Source organism: Levilactobacillus yiduensis (assembly GCF_024718525.1).
Taxonomy (GTDB): domain Bacteria; phylum Bacillota; class Bacilli; order Lactobacillales; family Lactobacillaceae; genus Levilactobacillus; species Levilactobacillus yiduensis.
In genome coordinates this window covers 14,102-31,955 of sequence record NZ_JAMXAZ010000031.1, presented here as the reverse complement: position 1 = coordinate 31,955, position 17,854 = coordinate 14,102, and the positions used below count along the sequence as shown (strand labels likewise).

The 17,854-nt window shown below is 51.3% G+C and carries 17 protein-coding genes; 13 read left to right on the top strand and 4 right to left on the bottom strand.

The window, feature by feature from the left end:
• Nucleotides 1-732: 732 nt before the first annotated feature.
• Nucleotides 733-1,110 (bottom strand): large-conductance mechanosensitive channel protein MscL, encoded by a 378-nt coding sequence (mscL, locus tag NGM66_RS12855; protein ID WP_208909537.1) that lies wholly within the window; start codon nucleotides 1,108-1,110, stop codon nucleotides 733-735.
• A 194-nt stretch (nucleotides 1,111-1,304) separates the two neighbouring features.
• On the opposite strand from mscL, the gene NGM66_RS12850 reads away from it, so the two are divergent.
• The 8 genes from NGM66_RS12850 to NGM66_RS12815 all read left to right on the top strand — a co-directional run bounded on the left by NGM66_RS12850 (nucleotide 1,305) and on the right by NGM66_RS12815 (nucleotide 8,084).
• The gene (locus NGM66_RS12850; protein WP_208909538.1) at nucleotides 1,305-1,700 is read left to right on the top strand and encodes an iron-sulfur cluster biosynthesis family protein; all 396 of its coding nucleotides are present in this window, start codon (nucleotides 1,305-1,307) and stop codon (nucleotides 1,698-1,700) included.
• Between the two features lie 282 nt (nucleotides 1,701-1,982).
• The gene (locus tag NGM66_RS12845; RefSeq protein WP_208909539.1) at nucleotides 1,983-2,303 is read left to right on the top strand and encodes a hypothetical protein; all 321 of its coding nucleotides are present in this window, start codon (nucleotides 1,983-1,985) and stop codon (nucleotides 2,301-2,303) included.
• Nucleotides 2,304-2,537: 234 nt separating this feature from the next.
• A complete protein-coding gene (gene prmA, locus NGM66_RS12840) occupies nucleotides 2,538-3,488 on the top strand; it encodes a 50S ribosomal protein L11 methyltransferase (protein ID WP_208909540.1) in 951 nt (316 codons plus the stop codon).
• A 3-nt stretch (nucleotides 3,489-3,491) separates the two neighbouring features.
• The gene (locus NGM66_RS12835; protein WP_208909541.1) at nucleotides 3,492-4,241 is read left to right on the top strand and encodes an RsmE family RNA methyltransferase; all 750 of its coding nucleotides are present in this window, start codon (nucleotides 3,492-3,494) and stop codon (nucleotides 4,239-4,241) included.
• Between the two features lie 67 nt (nucleotides 4,242-4,308).
• A complete protein-coding gene (locus NGM66_RS12830) occupies nucleotides 4,309-4,644 on the top strand; it encodes a hypothetical protein (protein WP_208909542.1) in 336 nt (111 codons plus the stop codon).
• A 27-nt stretch (nucleotides 4,645-4,671) separates the two neighbouring features.
• Entirely contained in the window at nucleotides 4,672-6,906 is a 2,235-nt protein-coding gene (locus NGM66_RS12825; RefSeq protein ID WP_208909543.1) for a RelA/SpoT family protein, read from the top strand.
• A gap of 14 nt (nucleotides 6,907-6,920) precedes the next feature.
• On the top strand, nucleotides 6,921-7,367 hold the full coding sequence (gene dtd / locus NGM66_RS12820) for a D-aminoacyl-tRNA deacylase (RefSeq protein WP_208909544.1): 447 nt from the start codon (nucleotides 6,921-6,923) through the stop codon (nucleotides 7,365-7,367).
• A 72-nt stretch (nucleotides 7,368-7,439) separates the two neighbouring features.
• Complete coding sequence (locus NGM66_RS12815) at nucleotides 7,440-8,084, top strand: HAD-IA family hydrolase (protein ID WP_208909545.1); 645 nt, start codon at nucleotides 7,440-7,442, stop codon at nucleotides 8,082-8,084.
• 97 nt (nucleotides 8,085-8,181) lie between these two features.
• Here the strand turns inward: NGM66_RS12815 and NGM66_RS12810 are convergent, their stop codons facing one another.
• Nucleotides 8,182-8,919: a sulfite exporter TauE/SafE family protein gene (locus NGM66_RS12810; RefSeq protein ID WP_208909546.1), complete on the bottom strand. Its 738-nt coding sequence runs from the start codon at nucleotides 8,917-8,919 to the stop codon at nucleotides 8,182-8,184.
• Between the two features lie 113 nt (nucleotides 8,920-9,032).
• Between NGM66_RS12810 and NGM66_RS12805 the strand changes: the two genes are divergently transcribed.
• Nucleotides 9,033-9,596, top strand: a complete 564-nt coding sequence (locus tag NGM66_RS12805) for a TetR/AcrR family transcriptional regulator (RefSeq protein WP_208909547.1) — start codon at nucleotides 9,033-9,035, stop codon at nucleotides 9,594-9,596.
• An 81-nt stretch (nucleotides 9,597-9,677) separates the two neighbouring features.
• Here the strand turns inward: NGM66_RS12805 and NGM66_RS12800 are convergent, their stop codons facing one another.
• Nucleotides 9,678-10,520: a fructosamine kinase family protein gene (locus NGM66_RS12800; RefSeq protein ID WP_208909548.1), complete on the bottom strand. Its 843-nt coding sequence runs from the start codon at nucleotides 10,518-10,520 to the stop codon at nucleotides 9,678-9,680.
• A gap of 34 nt (nucleotides 10,521-10,554) precedes the next feature.
• A complete protein-coding gene (locus NGM66_RS12795) occupies nucleotides 10,555-11,406 on the bottom strand; it encodes an N-acetylmuramoyl-L-alanine amidase family protein (protein ID WP_208909549.1) in 852 nt (283 codons plus the stop codon).
• Between the two features lie 803 nt (nucleotides 11,407-12,209).
• On the opposite strand from NGM66_RS12795, the gene hisS reads away from it, so the two are divergent.
• From hisS to NGM66_RS12775, 4 genes are all read left to right on the top strand, one after another.
• Entirely contained in the window at nucleotides 12,210-13,505 is a 1,296-nt protein-coding gene (gene hisS, locus NGM66_RS12790) for a histidine--tRNA ligase (RefSeq protein ID WP_208909550.1), read from the top strand.
• A 12-nt stretch (nucleotides 13,506-13,517) separates the two neighbouring features.
• Complete coding sequence (gene aspS, locus NGM66_RS12785) at nucleotides 13,518-15,317, top strand: aspartate--tRNA ligase (RefSeq protein WP_208909551.1); 1,800 nt, start codon at nucleotides 13,518-13,520, stop codon at nucleotides 15,315-15,317.
• Between the two features lie 380 nt (nucleotides 15,318-15,697).
• Nucleotides 15,698-16,255 carry a peptide-methionine (S)-S-oxide reductase MsrA gene (msrA, locus tag NGM66_RS12780; RefSeq protein ID WP_258115772.1) on the top strand — a complete coding sequence of 186 codons (558 nt, stop codon included), beginning with the start codon at nucleotides 15,698-15,700 and terminating at the stop codon, nucleotides 16,253-16,255.
• A gap of 166 nt (nucleotides 16,256-16,421) precedes the next feature.
• Nucleotides 16,422-17,297, top strand: a complete 876-nt coding sequence (locus tag NGM66_RS12775) for a YitT family protein (protein WP_125575863.1) — start codon at nucleotides 16,422-16,424, stop codon at nucleotides 17,295-17,297.
• Nucleotides 17,298-17,854: the final 557 nt, after the last annotated feature.

The following is a 17,854-nucleotide window of genomic DNA, read 5'->3' as shown; positions in this document are numbered from 1 at the left end:
TAAGCAAGATCAAAAGCCGTCAGTTTTTGAAAAACATGAAAACTGACGACTTTTTTGAAAGGTATGAATAATTCAGGGAATTGCAAACAGAATAAGATTACTTCCTTCCCCGTACTTTGCCACTTTAGTGACAATGATTATTTCGTCAAATGGTTTGGGTCCACCACTAATTTTATGGGAAGGGACACGGGGTCGCAACCCCTAAATTTAATTTTTTTAAAAGATTCAGTCAGTTCACGAAAATTTATCAAGTTATCACGTACACTGGGTCAAAATAAAAACGCCAACTCTCCGACGATCAAGCGGAAAGCTGACACTAATGGCTTACTTTAAAAGATGAAAAATCTGATGAGGATGCTTAATTCTGGCCAAATTGTAGACCGACTGCTGAAATGGGTGCTTGTCAGTATCACTGGGTTTAGATCAGCGTTGATTGTACGTCAATTACTGCCAGGAGTTAGACTGATTGGTGGTAACTAAAGGTTGCAAGTACAAAAACACCTGATAATACTCAGCTGATAAAGATGGTGAACATTAAATGAGTCCATGCCACCACCTGCGGCTGTCAGAGATTCCGGTAGCTATGGGGAACGCCGGCGGCCTAAGGAGCGGTCCGCCCACCGCGTTCCGCTCCATATTTGGCGAACGGTAGGCGGCCAGCGTGGGCTATGTGGCTACAAATTACCCAGTCTTATCACGACGACAATGGTTTTGGCCAATTTTCACCTACAATTACTTTTCTTGTTTCTTCAATAGTTCAACGATCTCTTGCAAATATTTTTCCTCTGCTGAAGGTACCGGGTCGCTGGGTTTCTCGGCCGGTTTGGCCAATACCTTGTTGAGTAACTTGATCAACAAGAAGACCACGAAAGCAATGATTAAGAAATTGATCACGGAATTAATGAATGCGCCGTAGCGGAAATGGGCACTGCCGACCGTCAAGACAAGGTTAGAAAAGTCAATACTCCCCACGAAGATGCCCAGTAGTGGGTTGATCAGGTTGGTGACCAGTGAGTTCACGATGGCCGTGAAGGCAGCCCCGACGATGACCCCAACGGCTAGGTCCATGACGTTGCCGCGGGCGATAAAGTCTTTAAATTCTTTTAACACGAATGAAGTTCCCCCTCAAATGAGATTTAAGTCTATTCTTAACGATTTTTTGATAAATTGCAACCAAAACGCGGGGTAGCGTTTCAGGTGAAAACCAGCCGCATTTGTATTAAACTAGAGGTAAGTTAATGGGGTTAACGCTGAAGGTGCTAGCCCCAGGTAAGTGTCTGTGAATTTGAGAAGAGGGGTAAGAGATGGCAGCGATTACGTTAAGTGACGCCTTGGTAGCGCATCTAAAGCAGCGCCAACTGGCAGACAAGGAACTCGTGTTGATTACGGATGATGGTGGGGGCAAGTATTCCCTGCAGGGTGGCGCCTGTACGATCGGCACCAATTTTACAGTGATCGTCTTGGACCAGCCAGACCCGGATTACGCGGTTCCTTTGACCAATGAAGCGGGGCTGCATCTGTGGACCTCACCGTATGACTTGATTTTCTTGGAAACTGGTGTGACCATGACTTACGGTCAAGGGCAGATATCCCTGAAAGATGACGCCCACATGCTGGACAATGCGGTGCAAATCGCAGACGGGGCCACGGTACTAGCGGCCTTTGACCGGGGGATGACGGCTAAAGGGACGTCTTGTTAGCGGTAAAAATTTTGACCAATCTTGAATTTCTCCTAACGAGATGGTTCCATAAGCGCGCAAAGTACGGTACAATATGTAAGTGGTTTCATAGCTAGCATCTTTCAGGACGGACAGCTTTCACAAATTGTGAAAAAGCCGCGGCAAATCAAACGTTTTGCTTGCATTCTCCTGGAAAATCAACTATTATCAATTATTGATACATTTTAATGGGTACGGCAACCGAAACGGCCTAGCGTCGTTGCGTCAGTCGAGTAGATTGTCATGAAATAGGAGGTGATTACCATGCTGAGTCGAACGAAAGAGTTTTTACGACAACACAATTATCGTTATGAAAAGTCGTATATTCGGCCACTGATGGCGCCAGAGAGCGTCTACGTCTTTAAATTCGGTCAAGAAAATTCGCTCAATAATCGGGTAATCATTCGTTATGGTCACACGTGGACCGGCCGTCAGCGGATCAACGAGATTGATTTGCGACTGCATAAGCAAAAGCATCCCCGTGTGTTTCAAAATGAAGCGGATATGTTAGATTACTTGGAAACGCACCTGGCCCAACGTGAACAACGTCGCGCGGACCATAAGGACGATACCGAGAGGGTCTAAGGCCGCTTAAAATTTAGGTTATCTTTAGTGGTGAGCTCAGAACAGCGCTGGTTGTTCTGAGCTCTTTTCTTTTAACCGTGATTTTGGCATTTCTGCGGCATTTCCTCTATAATTGATAGTAGACGTTTCTATACGTGACATTTACCGATGAAACCCAAACGCGATGCGGGGCCTCGACCCCCGCCTTGACCAAACGAATTTAAAACGCAACCCGAAATAGGAGGACCGACACATATGCAATGGACCGAAGTCAGTGTGATTACTACCAACGAAGCCGTTGAGGCCGTCAGCAACATTTTACAGGAGGCCGGCGCCAGTGGCGTGAAGATCGAAGACGCCGCCGATTACGCCAATCTCAAGCCTGGTAAATACGGTGAGGTCGTGGATCTAGCCACGATTCCACACCGGACCAGTGGTGCTGAGATCAGTGCCTACTATCCAGAAACCATCTTTGTGCCCGAAATTTTGCCCACCATCAAGCAACGCGTCAGTGATTTAAGCAAATTTGGACTGGACCCAACCCCGGGGACCGTCACGACCAAGGCCGTGGATGATGAGAGTTGGGCCACGGCTTGGCAGAAATACTACCATCCAGTCCGGGTCACGCGGTACCTGACCGTTAGCCCGAGCTGGGAGAATTACCAACCCGTCCAAGCCGATGAACACGTGATTCGCCTGGATCCGGGGATGGCCTTTGGGACCGGGACGCATCCAACCACGCGGTTATCACTCACGGCGTTGGAAATGGTGGTCCGTGGCGGCGAGACCATGTACGATGTCGGTACGGGGTCTGGTGTCTTGAGTATTGCGGCCAAGTATTTGGGTGTCAAACAAATTACGGCCTTTGACCTTGACGATGTGGCCGTGCGTTCCGCCAAGGCCAATCTGGACTTGAACCCGGTCGCACAAGACATCGTAGCCGAACCTAATGACCTTTTGAAGGGAATTCACCAACCGGTCGACCTGGTCGTGGCCAACATTTTGGCCGAGATCATTTTACCGCTGATTCCCCAAGCCTGGGAGAATCTACATGCTGGCGGCTACTTCTTAACGTCTGGTATCATTGCCGACAAGTTAGACACGGTCGTAGCGGCGCAGGAGAAGCAGGGCTTCATCATTGATAACATTTTGCAAATGAAAGATTGGCGGGGCGTCATTGCCCACAAGCCCACGGAGGATGAATAAGGTATGCAACGGTATTTCTTAGAAACGACGGCCCACGATGGGGAGCAGATCAGCCTCACGGCCACTGTTTATCACCATTGGGTCACGGTGTTGCGGGCCGAAGTGGGTGCCGAGGCGGAGTTCGTGGACGCCACGGCGCACCTATTTCACGGCCGGTTGACGACGCTGGGAGATACGGCGACGGTGACCCTAACGGCGGTGCCAACGCCAGCAGTTGAGCTGCCAGTCGACGTGACGATTGCCTGTGGCTTGCCGAAGCAAGAAAAAGCGGAGTGGATCACGCAAAAGGCAACGGAACTGGGCGTCACGCAAATTATTTTCTACGGGGCAGACTGGTCGGTGGCCAAGTGGCAGCCCAATAAGGTCGCCAAAAAGTTGACTCGCTTGACTAAGATTGCCCACGGTGCCGCAGAGCAAGCTCACCGGTTGAAGCGGCCAACGGTCACGTACGCCAAGACGCTCGCTGACGTTCTCCAGACGCCGCATGACGTGGCCGTGATGGCTTACGAGGAGTCGGCTAAGCAAGGTGAACAAAGCGCTTTAAACCGGCAGCTACAAGCTGTGACACCGGGGCAACACCTATTGGCCATCTTCGGCCCCGAGGGTGGTATTAGCCCGGCTGAGGTGGCTCAGGCCCAAGCGGCAGCGTCGACTCTGGTCGGTTTAGGACCACGGATTCTCCGCACAGAAACGGCCCCGCTATACTTCTTGGCGGCCGTTTCCATGGTCCTGGAGCTCCAACAACCCAGATAGGTGGGTGAAATCTCCACGGAAACATGCTAGAATAGTTGCAACTATCTAAGAGAAATGGGTGACAGGGATGGCATTTTTAGAAAAAATCGGCTGGCGCTACTGGGTCCTCGCCATCGTGATGGGCGTTGGCTTGCCAGCATTAGCAACGTTAATCAGCGTTGATCCGGTCATACGCTTTGGCCTGTGGCTCGTGCTCATCAACGGGTGTCTCGCCATTGGGGTTGGCCGGGTGATTGCCCGCAAGTTACAACCCGGGTGGTGGCTGTTGATTTGGCCCGTGATTTATTTACTGGGGGCGCTGTGGTTCTTGCCCCGTTACACCCGTTATTTTGCCATTGTTTATGTGTGCCTGTCTTACCTGGCTTACGGGTTGACGCAAGCTAAGATTGAATCGAAATCATAATTTAAAACTAAGGGTGGTGGCGTCCATATGACCAAAGAACGTGTCTGGACGGCTGAAGAAGTAATTGCCAGAGTCGGTAAATACATGAATGCGGAGCACGTGGAAATGGTGGTCAAAGCCTGCCATTTCGCAACGATTGCCCACCGGGATCAAATCCGGCAGTCTGGTGAACCCTATATCATGCACCCCATTCAGGTGGCGGGCATCTTAGCCGACCTGAACATGGATCCCGAAACGGTGTCCGCCGGCTTTCTCCACGATATCGTCGAAGATACCGGGGTCACATTAAGCGATGTCCGTGAACTGTTCGGCGATGACGTCGCGCTGATCGTCGATGGCGTAACCAAGCTGGGGAAGATCAAATACAAGTCTAATCGTGAACAACTGGCAGAGAATCACCGGAAATTATTGTTGGCGATGTCCAAGGATATTCGGGTCATGATCGTCAAGTTGGCCGACCGTCTACACAACATGCGCACGCTGGAACACCTGCGGCCGGACAAGCAACGGCGGATTGCCAACGAGACGCTAGAAATTTATGCACCGCTGGCCGACCGCTTGGGGATCAGTACCATCAAGTGGGAGCTGGAAGACATTTCGCTGCGGTATCTGAACCCGCAACAGTACTACCGCATCGTGCACCTGATGAATTCGCGGCGGGACCAGCGGGAACAGTACATTGCTGGTGCCATTCAGGATATTAAGCAATCAATCAAGGATTTAAAATTAGACCCGGAAATCTACGGCCGACCGAAGCACATCTACTCCGTTTACCGTAAGATGAAGGACCAACACAAGCAGTTCAGCCAGATCTATGACTTGCTGGCCATTCGGGTCATCGTCGATACCATCAAAGATTGTTACGCGGTGCTTGGCGCCATTCACTCACAGTGGAAGCCCATGCCCGGACGGTTTAAGGACTACATCGCGATGCCCAAGGCCAACATGTACCAATCCCTGCACACCACGGTGATCGGTCCAGAAGGTAAGCCGCTGGAAGTTCAGATTCGGACCAAAGAAATGCACGCCGTGGCTGAATACGGGGTTGCGGCCCACTGGGCTTACAAGGAAGGGGTCACGGACAAGGTCCAAGAGACCAATTCTGGTGACAAGCTGAACTTGTTCAAGCACATCATTGAGCTACAAGAAGACACCGATGACGCCTCTGACTTCATGGACAGCGTCAAGGGGGAACTCTTCGGCGATCACGTGTATGCGTTCACGCCTAAGGGCGACGTCCTCGAGTTGCCGAAGGGCGCCGGACCGTTGGACATGGCCTATGCCATCCACACCGAGGTTGGTCACCACACGACGGGGGCTACCATCAATGGCAAGATCGTGCCACTGAACTACGAAATCAAAAACGGTGACATCGTGGACATCCGGACCTCAAGCAGTTCGGCCGGACCAAGTCGGGACTGGCTCAAACTGGTTTCGACGCGCCGGGCCCGCAACAAGATCAAGCAGTTCTTCCGGGCCGCTGACCGTGAACAAAACATCGTGTCTGGTCAAGAAGCCGTGGAGCACACGATTCGCGATCTGGGGTATGATCCCAAGGGATTGATGACCAAGGAGAACTTGGACAAGGTCACCGCCAAGATGCACTACCAGCACTCAGATGATCTGCTGGCCGCCATTGGCTTCGGGGATCTCCAGCCCCGCGGCGTGGCGAACCGGTTAACGGAAGGCGTGCGTCAAGCCGAAGAAGACGAACGGCGCCGCCAAGAAGAACGTGAACTGCTAGAAGAACACCAGACTATCAAGAACGATTCGGATAACGAAAAGAAGGACCGCAAGAAGGGCAAGGATTCCGATGGCGTGGTCATCGAAGGCGTTGACAACCTCTTGATTCGGTTGAGTCACTGCTGCTCACCGGTTCCCGGCGACGACATTGTGGGGTACATCACCAAGGGCCGCGGGGTCTCCGTGCACCGTAAAGATTGCCCCAACGTTCGAAATGCCGAAGAAAATGGCGAGCGGTTAGTCGATGTGCGCTGGGGCAACAAGGCCGGCGATAAGACCAACTACAACGCCGACATCGAAGTTCAAGGCTACAACCGCAACGGCCTGTTGAACGACGTCTTACGGACCATTAACAACAACACCAAGTACTTGACGTCGATCAACGGCAAGGTCGATCACAATAAGATGGCGACGATTTCCATCAGTCTGGGAACCCGCGGTCAAATTGAACTGCAACGGATTTTAGATAACATCAAAAATATTCCGGACGTCTACGTGGTTAAGCGGGCGTTCCATTAAGGACGGGAACAACCATGCGAGTTTTGTTACAACGAGTCAGACAGTCAAGCGTGTTAGTCGATGGCGCCGTGAAAGGGGCTATTGCCCAGGGTTACCTGTTGCTGGTGGGGGCTGAAGACAGCGACACCAGTGAACAGATCGACTACCTGGTTCATAAGATCACGAAGTTGCGCGTCTTTGAAGACGAGGCGGGCAAGATGAACAAGAGCATTGAAGACGTTGACGGCAGTATTCTCTCCGTCTCGCAGTTCACGCTCTACGCCAACACCAAGAAGGGCAACCGGCCCAGCTTCGTGGCGGCGGGTGATCCACAGCACGCCGAACAGATTTACAATGAATTTAATGAAAAATTAGCGGCAACTGGCCGTCACGTGGAAACGGGTGTCTTTGGTGCCGACATGCGCGTCGCGTTGATCAATGACGGTCCCGTGACGATTTGGTTTGATACGGACGAACAGTAGTGGCTTGAATAGACAGACTGAAAACGACTAGCGCCGAGTGGACTAGTCGTTTTTGCTTAAGGAGGAATTGCCATGCGTTATCAACAGCTCTTTTGGGACTTTGACGGCACCCTGGTCAACACCTATCCAGGGATGGTCGCGGCCTTTGGTGAAGCACTCGAGGCCTGCGGGGTGAACAATTTTGAACTCGATGAGGAAGAAATTTATAAGGCCATGCGCCAACATAGTCTGGGCAACGCCCTGCAGCGGTTCACGGCGGAGTACCGGTTGAACCGCGACCGGCTGGCCAAGGTCTACCAAAAGCAGGCGGCACCACGATTAAAGGATGCGGCGGCTTTTCCCGGCGTGGCTGACCTGTTGGCAGCGGTCGTGGCGGCTGGCGGGCGTAACTTCTTGTTGACGCACCGGGACCACCACGCCATGGACCGGCTGTCGCAACTGAACCTGGCCCAGTATTTCTCCGGTGCAGTCACGGCCGACGATGACTTTCCCCGCAAGCCGGATCCGACTAGCCTACAAGCGCTGATGAAAAAATACGACGTGGACCGACAAACAGGCCTGATGATTGGCGACCGTAACCTTGACGTCCAAGCGGGGCATCGTGCGGGGATGGCCGGCGCTTTGTTTGATCCGGAACATTTAATCGTGGACGAGAGCCAACCAGAGATCCGCGTGATTCGGTTCGCTGAGTTACAGGATTGGTTGTTTGCGGAATAACTTCGGCTTGGCGTGACATGAAAGGCTGTGCGACTGGCCCCCACTGGGGTGGCTGGTCGCACAGCCTTTTTCGTATGTAAGGGCTATTTCGGAATTTCTAAATAAATATTTTAACGCCAAAGTAAATAATGAGTAGGCCTAAAAAGGGGGTCAAGAGGCGATTGACCCGATTTAAATCCAATCGGCGAATGACTAACGGTGTGATCACGGCTCCGATAATTGCGCCCAGCATGAGTAACCAACCTGCCTGCCACGCAAATGTGCTGGTAAATAGGTGACCAATTAAACTAATTGCGGACATCGCGGTCAGAACGTAGGTGGCGGTACCGGCAGCCGAGACGGTTGTTAATCCGAGAATCGCTAAGCCGGCCGCGGTGGTTGCCCCGCCACTTAACCCGCCAATACCAACCATCAAGCCGCTCAATAGGCCAAATCCACGTGCCAACCAGACTTGATGAGCGCCTGTCAGCGGGGCAGCAGTTTTGCGCCAGGTCTTACTGAGAACTAACCAGCCCATCACAATAAAAATGATACCGACTAACCAATTATACAGGTGCTGTGGAATGTAGGTGGCACTGACTGTGCCAATCACGATACCCGGGATCGCGGCGATAATCATCTGATTGCCAACGTGAAAGTTGACATTTTTAATTCGCATTTGGGTCAAGAACCCAAAAAATAATGCTGGTAAGGCCACTAACAGAGAGGTGGAAACGGCAATAGCCGGACTTAACCCTAGTTGACTCGTCAGGACACCTAAATATAAGGCTGCCCCACCGCCACCAATCAAACTCACAAAACTACCAATGATTAAGCCATAAGCTAAAATAAGCATGAAGCAACCCGCTTTCAAGAATAAGATAGGTTTACTATAAACGGAGTCGACTCCGTTTGTCAAGCGAGATAATGTAGCGTAAACTAACGATATTAAATGAATGGGGGACACACATGCGAAAAGATGCGCAGCAAAACCGCGATAAAATTTTAACAACGGCCACTGAATTATTTCAAGAACGAACCGTCGCTGAGGTCAGCATGAAAGACATTGCGGCTGCGGCGAAGATTGGACCGGGGACGCTCTATCGCCATTTTCCGAATAAAAATGAATTATGTTCGGCGTTAGCTTTGAGATTTATTGATCAATTTTTAAGTAGCTGCCAAGACTATTTAACACAGACGACGGCGACCCCCGTTGCACAATTGAAGCACGTCTTAGCCCAATATATAATTTTTCGTGAACGACGATTGCAACTACTGGCCTTTGTGGAGACTGGGCCAACTGTCATGAGTACCTATTACCAAAGTGACCTTTATCATCGACTGGTACAGTTGTTTAAGCGTGTGCTTCATCCGGTTAATAAATCGGTGAATGATGCTGAATTGACCTTCCAGGCAGATATGTTGATTGCGATGTTAAAGAGCGATAGTTATGCGTTTCAGCGTCAACAACGAAAGTTATCGCAGGCACAGCTAGAACAACTGATCACGCGGTTGCTGGTGATGAAGGATTAAGTTCAGCGGTCAATCTAAAATAAGCCTAGAAATCATCTGCAAGAGACAATTTCTAGGCTTATGAGTTGTGTCATGATTCAATTAACCACGGGATAGAATCTCATCCACCGCGCCACCATACGTTTCTCCGAAGAGATTCAGGTGGGCCATGAGGTAGTACAACTGGTAGTGGGCCAACCGGTCCGTGTAGCCGGGATCAAAGGGGTAAGCGTCCTGATAGCCGCGATAAAAATCGGCCGTGAAGCCACCGAAGATGGTGGTCATGGCGATATCAAATTCGCGGTCGCCGTACAAGACGTCCGGGTCGATCAACGTCGGTGTCCCGTCTGCGGTGAACAGGTAGTTGCCGGACCACAAGTCGCCGTGCAGTAGGGAGGGGACGATTTTCCGACCCTGATTTTCCGTCACGATGTGTTGTCGCACGCGGTCGTAAGCGGCTTGTCGCTTGGCGTGCCACAGGTGATGGGCCTGTGCACGCTTGACTAAGGGGTCCAAGCGTTGATTCAGGTAGAAGGTCGTCCAGTCGTCCTGCCAGTCATTGTGCTTGGGGAGCTTACCGACCAGATTGTCCTGATCGAAGCCAAATTGCGGGGCCGTGACGTGATGGACGCGGGCAACGGCTTGCCCCAGTTCGTACTGGCTACCGTGTCCCGTTTCCAAAAATTCCAGAACCAGGTAGGCGTCGCCATCGATGTTGCCAGTGGCTAACACGTCAGGCACGTTAACGGCTCGACCCAAGGCCTTGAGGCCCGCAACCTCGTGGCTGTAAAAGCTAGCCGGTGTTTGGGGTTGGACTAGCAGGAAGGCCGGGCCCTCTGCCGTGGTCAAGCGGTAGGCCAAATTAATGTCACCGCCGGAAACTGGGGTGGCAGCCGTGACTTGGGGCAATGGTAATTGCGCCAACCAAGCGGATGAAAGTGTCATGTGAAGATCTTCTTTCTGTTAAAACTCATGATAGCTAATTTGCTGCGTTAAAATATTTGCTCAAGCCAGCGACGACGCGGGTCGCAACTTGTTTTTGATAGGTGGTACTGCGGATGTAGCTGAAGTCCTTTTTGGTATTGATGTACCCCATTTCTAGCAGGAGCGCGGGCCGGTTATTGTCGCGAATGACCTCGAAATTGCCGTACTTTACACCGCGATTGGTCAACCCTAAGCCATCCATCTGGCTGTTCACGTCTTCGGCTAACTCATAGGAAGTGTCATGGTGGTAATAGTAAGTCGTGGTCCCGGACCCTAGGTTGTCAGCGGGCGCCGAGTCAAAGTGAAAGCTGATGAACGCACTGGCCTGATTGGTGTTGGCAAGTGCCGGTCGATCCGCCAGACTCACGGTCTTGTCGCTGTCACGGGTCATGATCACGTGTGCCCCGCGAGCACGCAGGCGTTTAGCCACTTGCTGGGCCATCGCTAACGTGTAGGTCTTTTCATCGTGTTTCTGGTCAATGGATAACGCGCCAGAATCACTACCGCCGTGGCCGGGATCCAACACGATGGTGGCTTCAGACAAGGTCGTGGCCCGTTTCAAATTACCGGGATGTTTGACCAGCCAACTGGCCACCCAGCCAAAATGATTCTGACTGTCGCGGACGTGATACCAATTATCTTTTTCACCTAAAATGGTTAAACGACTATTCTTTTTGACCTTGTGGGTGACGCTGTACGTCAAGCCAGGGCCATTTCGCAGGTTCAGATTGCTAACGGTAGCGGTAACGGCGTTGTGCTGGGTGAAGGTATATAGCAACCCGCCAGCAATTAAGAGAATGACCAGACCCGTCACCAGGCCAGGCCAATTGCGTGGTTTGAAATGCATGGGTGTACTCCTTTAGTAAATTAGTTTTCATTATACCACGGCAAAGTTAAGGCGGTTTAAACCAGTGTTTGGTAGTGATGGTAAGGTTGAAATGGGAAACTATTTAGGCCAATGTCCGTATTCAGGCAGCGGGTACTTGTTAGAGGGACAATCCCGGTTCGAAAATTAAACTATCTGACGTCATTTCTGATTGACGATGACAGAAGAATTTCTTGGCCTTACAATTGGGGTAATTTGAATAATAATTAGAAAAATGACCAGGTGATATCTATGGTGGTTGTTGATAACCACTACCGTAGCCGATAGTTCGCTAGAGATGCGTTCAGCCGTGGGAGTTTCCTTAGCGGCAAAGCCGGTTAGGAAACTGCAGCTTGGAGACGCGGGTTATCGGCTCCAAGCTGAGGGCCGAGACCGCACTTTGGCTCGGTCCGTCGTCCACAGCGTTCCAACGCATCTCTAGCGAACGGCAAGGCGGAAACCACCGCAAATCGTAAATGATTTTCAGCTAGCTCAGAACCAGCCTTGACTTTTCAGTTGATTTTCAGTATTCTTAGGAAGAATAAAATAGATTGCCAATGAGAGAGAATAGTAAGAGTCAACCCGTTTACAGAGAAGTCGCGTTGCTGAAAGCGACTAGCGTGGTCACTTGGAAGACACTCTTGAGGCTAATGGCGCTCGTCGTCATTCGTTTGCAACGTTATCCTGCAGAGAATTTTAAAAAGGTGGTACCGTGCATACCTGCGCCCTTGTCAATTGACAGGGGCGTTTTTTATTTTCTACAGGAGTCGGAAGGGAGAATGCTCATGCGTTATCAACGACCAAAGGGAACGGCGGATATTTTACCAGGCGACTCACAAACTTGGCAGTTCGTCGAAGCCACCGCGCGCCAGTTGTTTGCTAATTATCGGTTCGAAGAGATTCGGACGCCGATGTTTGAAAACTTTGAAGTCTTTTCACGGACTTCGGGAGATACGTCAGACATCGTTACCAAAGAAATGTATGATTTTAAGGATAAGGGGGATCGGCACTTATCCTTGCGGCCAGAAGGTACCGCCGGTGTTGTCCGCGCCTTCGTCGAGAATAAATTATATGGTCCAGAGACGCAAAAGCCTTACAAGGTCTACTACATGGGCCCGATGTTCCGTTATGAACGGCCACAATCCGGTCGGCAACGGCAATTCCACCAAATCGGGGTGGAAGCCTTCGGTAGTGACGCGCCCGAATTGGACGTGGAAGTCATTGCCTTGGGGATGAACCTCTTGAGCAAGCTGGGCTTGACCCATTTGCGTTTGGCCCTGAACACCTTGGGTGACAAGGAAACGCGGGACAACTACCGTCAAGCCTTGATCGACTTCTTGGAACCCCACTTTGATGAATTGAGTGACGATTCCAAGGTACGTCTGCACAAGAACCCACTGCGGGTCTTGGACAGCAAGGATAAGCACGACCAAGAGATCGTGGCCGATGCACCATCCATCTTGGACTTCCTGACGCCGGATGCCACGGCCCATTTTGACCGGGTCAAGGCCAGCTTAGACGCCTTAGGCATTGCCTATGACGTTGACGCCACCATGGTGCGGGGGTTGGATTATTACAACCACACCATCTTTGAAATCATGGCCGACTCACCAGCCTTAGGCGAAGGGTACACGACCGTCTTAGCCGGGGGCCGCTACAACGGCTTGGTTGAAGAGCTCGGTGGCCCAGACATGCCAGGTGTTGGCTTTGGATTAGGCGTGGAACGTTTGGTTCTGTTGATGCAGGCCGAAAAAGTGGCCATTCCTAACGACCACCCGTTAGACGTTTACGTCGTGGGCATCGGTGATGACACGTCGCTGGAGACGTTGAAGTTGGTTCAGGCTATTCGCCAAGCTGGGTTAACGGCCGACCGGGATTACCTGAGCCGGAAGCCCAAGGCGCAATTCAAGACGGCTAACCGGTTGGATGCGGCTTACACCTTGACCATTGGTGACCAAGAGCTGGCCAACCAAACGGCCAACCTGAAGTCCATGGCCACGGGTGAAGAAGTCAGTGTGCCGTTGGCGGACATTTATCAAGATTTTCAAAACGTCGTGGCAACACGGTTCACGGCGAAATAAGAGGGGAAAGACATGGAAAAGAATTTAAAACGAACCACTTATGCCGGTTTAGTTGACGAACAATACCTCGACCAAACTGTTGTCTTAAAGGGTTGGGTGCAAAAGCGCCGGGACCTCGGGAGTCTGATCTTCATCGACTTGCGGGACCGCGAAGGCATCGTCCAACTGGTCTTCAGTGAAGAATACGGCAAGGATGCATTGGCTGTCGCTGACCAACTGCGGAGCGAATACGTCATTGAAGTGCAAGGAGAAGTTGTTGCCCGGGCACCAAAAGAAGTGAACCCCGACATGCGGACTGGTAAAGTTGAGGTCCGGGTGCATGGCATCAACCTGTTGAACAAGGCCAAGGAATTGCCATTTGAAATCAAAGACAACGTCAACGCCTCCGACGACCTGCGTTTACAATACCGTTACTTAGACTTACGCCGGCCAGAAATGCAAAAGGCCTTGATGTTACGTAACCGAATCGTCCAATCCGTCCACAGTTACTTCGACAAGAATGGCTTTATCGACATCGAAACGCCAGACTTGACCAAGTCCACGCCTGAAGGGGCCCGGGATTACCTGGTACCTTCACGGATCTACCCTGGCCATTTCTACGCCTTGCCACAATCCCCACAATTGTTTAAGCAATTGTTGATGGGGTCTGGCTTTGACCGGTACTACCAAATCGCCCGTTGTTTCCGGGACGAAGACTTGCGTGGTGACCGCCAACCAGAATTTACCCAGATCGACTTGGAAACGTCCTTCCTGACGGCCGAAGAGATCCAGGACCTGACCGAAGGCTTGATTGCCAAGGTCATGAAGGACACACTGAACGTTGACGTTAAGTTGCCATTCGAACGGATGGACTGGGATGACTCCATGGCCCGCTTTGGGACCGACCAACCCGACGTCCGCTTCGGCATGGAATTGAAGGACCTGTCTGCCATCATGGCCAACACCGACTTCAAAGTCTTCTCGGGTGCCGTTGCGAACGGCGGTCAAGTCAAGGCCATTGCCGTTCCTGGTGGGGCTGACTTGTACAGCCGTAAGGACATCGACAAGTACGGCCAATACATCGAACGCTTCGGTGCTAAGGGCTTGGCTTGGATGAAGGTCACGGACGACGGTTTTAGCGGTCCAATCGCCAAGTTCTTCAAGGAAGGCGACTGGTTCGACCAAATCACGTCCGCAACCGGCGCCAAGAGTGGCGACCTGTTGCTGTTTGCCGCTGACTCCAAGCGGGTCGTTGCCCAGACGTTGGGTTACCTGCGGGTAGCGATTGCCAAGGAACAAGACATGATCGACCAAAACAAGTGGGCCTTCCTGTGGATCGTCAACTGGCCATTGTTCGATTACGATGTTGACTTGGAACGTTGGGTACCAGCGCACCACCCATTCACGATGCCAGCCGAAGGGGATGCGCATTACTTGAACGATGGCGAAGACCCACACAAGGCCTACGCTCAAAGCTACGACATCATCTTGAACGGTCTCGAATTAGGTGGCGGGTCCATCCGGATTCACACTCGCGAGTTACAAATGAAGATGTTAAAGGCCTTAGGCTTCACGCCAGAACGAGCCGAAAAGCAATTTGGTTTCCTGTTGAAAGCCTTGGATTACGGCTTCCCGCCTCATGGTGGTCTGGCCATTGGGTTGGATCGGTTTGCCCGCTTGTTAGCTAAGCGCGACAACATCCGTGACGTCATTGCCTTCCCTAAGAACTCGAAGGCAACGGAACCAATGACTGAAGCCCCATCGACGGTTGCTGACAAGCAATTGTTGGACCTGGACTTGTTGATTGCTAAGAAAGACGACTCAGAAGACTAGCATCGTGGATGAAGATGGCGTCACAACAGTGGATCAAGCATTCTGCTCGTGATGCTGGATTTGGCATGATAGTTTTAGTCAAAGACGTTGGGCTAAAGCGACTTTAAATGAAGAACCACTGGACTACCTAAGAAGGGTGGACAGTGGTTTTTTCTTTTTGAGGTTCTTTGGACCAGTTAAGTGAGGCTCATACGTCAGTCAGTGGTTGCCAACTAGCTGTCATCGGGGCTAAAGCAGTTGATGTTAGCAATCACCTTTGTAGCCGGGAGTCGCGTCCAAGATGAGCTCAGCCGTGGGAGTTTCCTTAGCGGTGGGTTTATCAGGCTAAAATTACGGATTTTCTAGCAAAATGGTTGACCTGACCGGCAAAAAGTCGTGTAATGGAAACATTAGAAATTGGAGTGATTATGATGAGTGAAACGGAAACTGCAACATTTGCTGGCGGCTGCTTCTGGTGTATGGTTCAGCCGTTTGAGACATTCCCCGGCATCAAGAAGGTGCTCTCTGGGTATACGGGCGGCACGGTCGCCAATCCAACTTATGAGCAAGTTAAGAGCCAAACGACGGGGCACACGGAGGCCGTGAAGATTTGGTTCGACCCACAAGTCGTTAGCTATCAGCAATTGGTCGAGCTGTACTGGCAACAGACGGACCCGACCGATGCCGGTGGCCAGTTCCAAGACCGTGGCAGTAACTATCGGCCGGTCATCTTCGTGAACAGTGCGGCTCAGGATAAGATTGCACGGGCCTCGCGTCAAGCCTTGCAGGACCGTGAACAGTTTACGAAACCAATCGTGACGCAAATTCAAGTGGCCCAGCCATTTTATCCCGCCGAAGAACGCCACCAACAATTTTATCAAAAGAACCCAGCGCGGATGGCGCAACAAGAAGCCGGTGGTCGTGAAGCCTTTATCAAGCAACATTGGATGCAGGAATAGTGTTGCCTGAAGATGGTTTTGTAACTGAACTGTCAATTTGCCTCAGAAAGATTAGAAACTGCTAAAACCTGGCGTTTGCCGTGGCCGAAACGGTAATTAAATGCTATACTAAGCCGAGCATAGTATGAAGTATGACAAACGAATAAGCGAGGTCGGTATTTAAATCATGGATGATGTGCAGCAGTTGTTAAAACGGCATACCTATACGGCAAAGTTCTCCGTTGCCTTTTTCTACGGGGTTCTGGTGTCGATTGCGGTGAACTTTTTCTGGACGCCGGGACATATTTATTCTTCCGGGGTCACTGGGTTAGCGCAGTTGGTCAACAGTTTAACGGCCGGTCTAGGCGCATTTCATATCACGACGGCGCTAGGGCTGTTCTTGATCAACATTCCCATGTTCTTTCTGGCTTGGAAACAAATTGGTAAGTCTTTCACGGTATTTACGTTTATCTGTGTCCTGTTCGCTTCGGTCATGATTCGGGTGATCCAACCCGTCCACCTGACCAGCGACCCGATCATCTGTGCGATCTTCGGGGGTGCGGTCAACGGATTTGGGACCGGATTTGCACTGAAAAATGGGATCTCGACCGGTGGGTTAGATATCATCGGCATTGTGTTGCGGCGAAAAACGGGCCGGAGCATGGGGACTATCAACATTGCGTTTAACAGTTTGATTGTCATCAGTGCCGGCTTTGTCTACGGTTGGCCATACGCCCTGTACTCAGCGTTGGGACTGTTCGTCAACGCCAAGGTCATCGACATGACGTTCACCCGTCAACAACGGATGCAGGTCATGGTCATTACGGATCGGCCCAAGACGGTGATCGACAGTATTCAAAACCACATGCGCCGCGGTATCACCATCGTCCACGGGGCAGAAGGGGCGTATCGCCACGATGAGAAGACGATTCTGTTTACAGTGATTACCCGATACGAAATGGATGCACTGGAAACGGCGATGGAAGAGGCGGACCCCAAGGCCTTTGTCAGTATCTCGGATACGGTCAAGGTGTTGGGTCACTTCTACGAGCCAAAGTGGTAAGAAACCAATAGTAAAGTTGCGAGGTCGGGCGAGGGTCCGACCTTTTTTGTTGGAGGAGTGAGTTGGGAAATCGGGAATCTGTGTCGCTGGGTACCTTCAGCCAAATGCGTTAAGTTATAGTAAATGGTGAAGTGGTAGTTAATCGACGCTGAATTGAATCAGAGTTGACCGCAGCTCGCCTGTTGTCAAGCATTAAACTGATTGTGGTTGAACATCTCTGTAGCCGGAAGTTCGTCAAATATGGGCTCAGCCGTGGGAGTTTTCTTAGCAGCGGTCTTGGCTGGTTAGAAAACTGGCGTCTTTGAGACGTGAATTTCGGCTCAAAGCGAGGCCGAGACCGCTTCTCAGGCTCGGTCCGGTCCGCCCACCGCGTTCCAGCCCATATTTGACGGACGGGAGGCGGCCAGTTCATGTCCAGTGGCCAGCACGGACAATATTTTCCTCACACCAATACAAACGAAAGCGCCGGCCAATTTGTGACCAGTTAGCCAGTGAACTTAACAAATTCTTAGAACTTAGCGATAGTTTGGCCCCAAACTGTTAAAGGTTGCTAAAAA

What these genes read in the sequence shown, in the direction of transcription:
- NGM66_RS12850 (WP_208909538.1), top strand. Translation starts at nt 1,305, where the DNA reads ATGGCAGCGATTACGTTAAGTGACGCCTTGGTAGCGCATCTAAAGCAG.
- NGM66_RS12845 (WP_208909539.1), top strand. Translation starts at nt 1,983, where the DNA reads ATGCTGAGTCGAACGAAAGAGTTTTTACGACAACACAATTATCGTTAT.
- prmA (WP_208909540.1), top strand. Translation starts at nt 2,538, where the DNA reads ATGCAATGGACCGAAGTCAGTGTGATTACTACCAACGAAGCCGTTGAG.
- NGM66_RS12835 (WP_208909541.1), top strand. Translation starts at nt 3,492, where the DNA reads ATGCAACGGTATTTCTTAGAAACGACGGCCCACGATGGGGAGCAGATC.
- NGM66_RS12830 (WP_208909542.1), top strand. Translation starts at nt 4,309, where the DNA reads ATGGCATTTTTAGAAAAAATCGGCTGGCGCTACTGGGTCCTCGCCATC.
- NGM66_RS12825 (WP_208909543.1), top strand. Translation starts at nt 4,672, where the DNA reads ATGACCAAAGAACGTGTCTGGACGGCTGAAGAAGTAATTGCCAGAGTC.
- dtd (WP_208909544.1), top strand. Translation starts at nt 6,921, where the DNA reads ATGCGAGTTTTGTTACAACGAGTCAGACAGTCAAGCGTGTTAGTCGAT.
- NGM66_RS12815 (WP_208909545.1), top strand. Translation starts at nt 7,440, where the DNA reads ATGCGTTATCAACAGCTCTTTTGGGACTTTGACGGCACCCTGGTCAAC.
- NGM66_RS12810 (WP_208909546.1), bottom strand. Translation starts at nt 8,919, where the DNA reads ATGCTTATTTTAGCTTATGGCTTAATCATTGGTAGTTTTGTGAGTTTG.
- NGM66_RS12805 (WP_208909547.1), top strand. Translation starts at nt 9,033, where the DNA reads ATGCGAAAAGATGCGCAGCAAAACCGCGATAAAATTTTAACAACGGCC.
- NGM66_RS12800 (WP_208909548.1), bottom strand. Translation starts at nt 10,520, where the DNA reads ATGACACTTTCATCCGCTTGGTTGGCGCAATTACCATTGCCCCAAGTC.
- NGM66_RS12795 (WP_208909549.1), bottom strand. Translation starts at nt 11,406, where the DNA reads ATGCATTTCAAACCACGCAATTGGCCTGGCCTGGTGACGGGTCTGGTC.
- hisS (WP_208909550.1), top strand. Translation starts at nt 12,210, where the DNA reads ATGCGTTATCAACGACCAAAGGGAACGGCGGATATTTTACCAGGCGAC.
- aspS (WP_208909551.1), top strand. Translation starts at nt 13,518, where the DNA reads ATGGAAAAGAATTTAAAACGAACCACTTATGCCGGTTTAGTTGACGAA.
- msrA (WP_258115772.1), top strand. Translation starts at nt 15,698, where the DNA reads ATGGAAACATTAGAAATTGGAGTGATTATGATGAGTGAAACGGAAACT.
- NGM66_RS12775 (WP_125575863.1), top strand. Translation starts at nt 16,422, where the DNA reads ATGGATGATGTGCAGCAGTTGTTAAAACGGCATACCTATACGGCAAAG.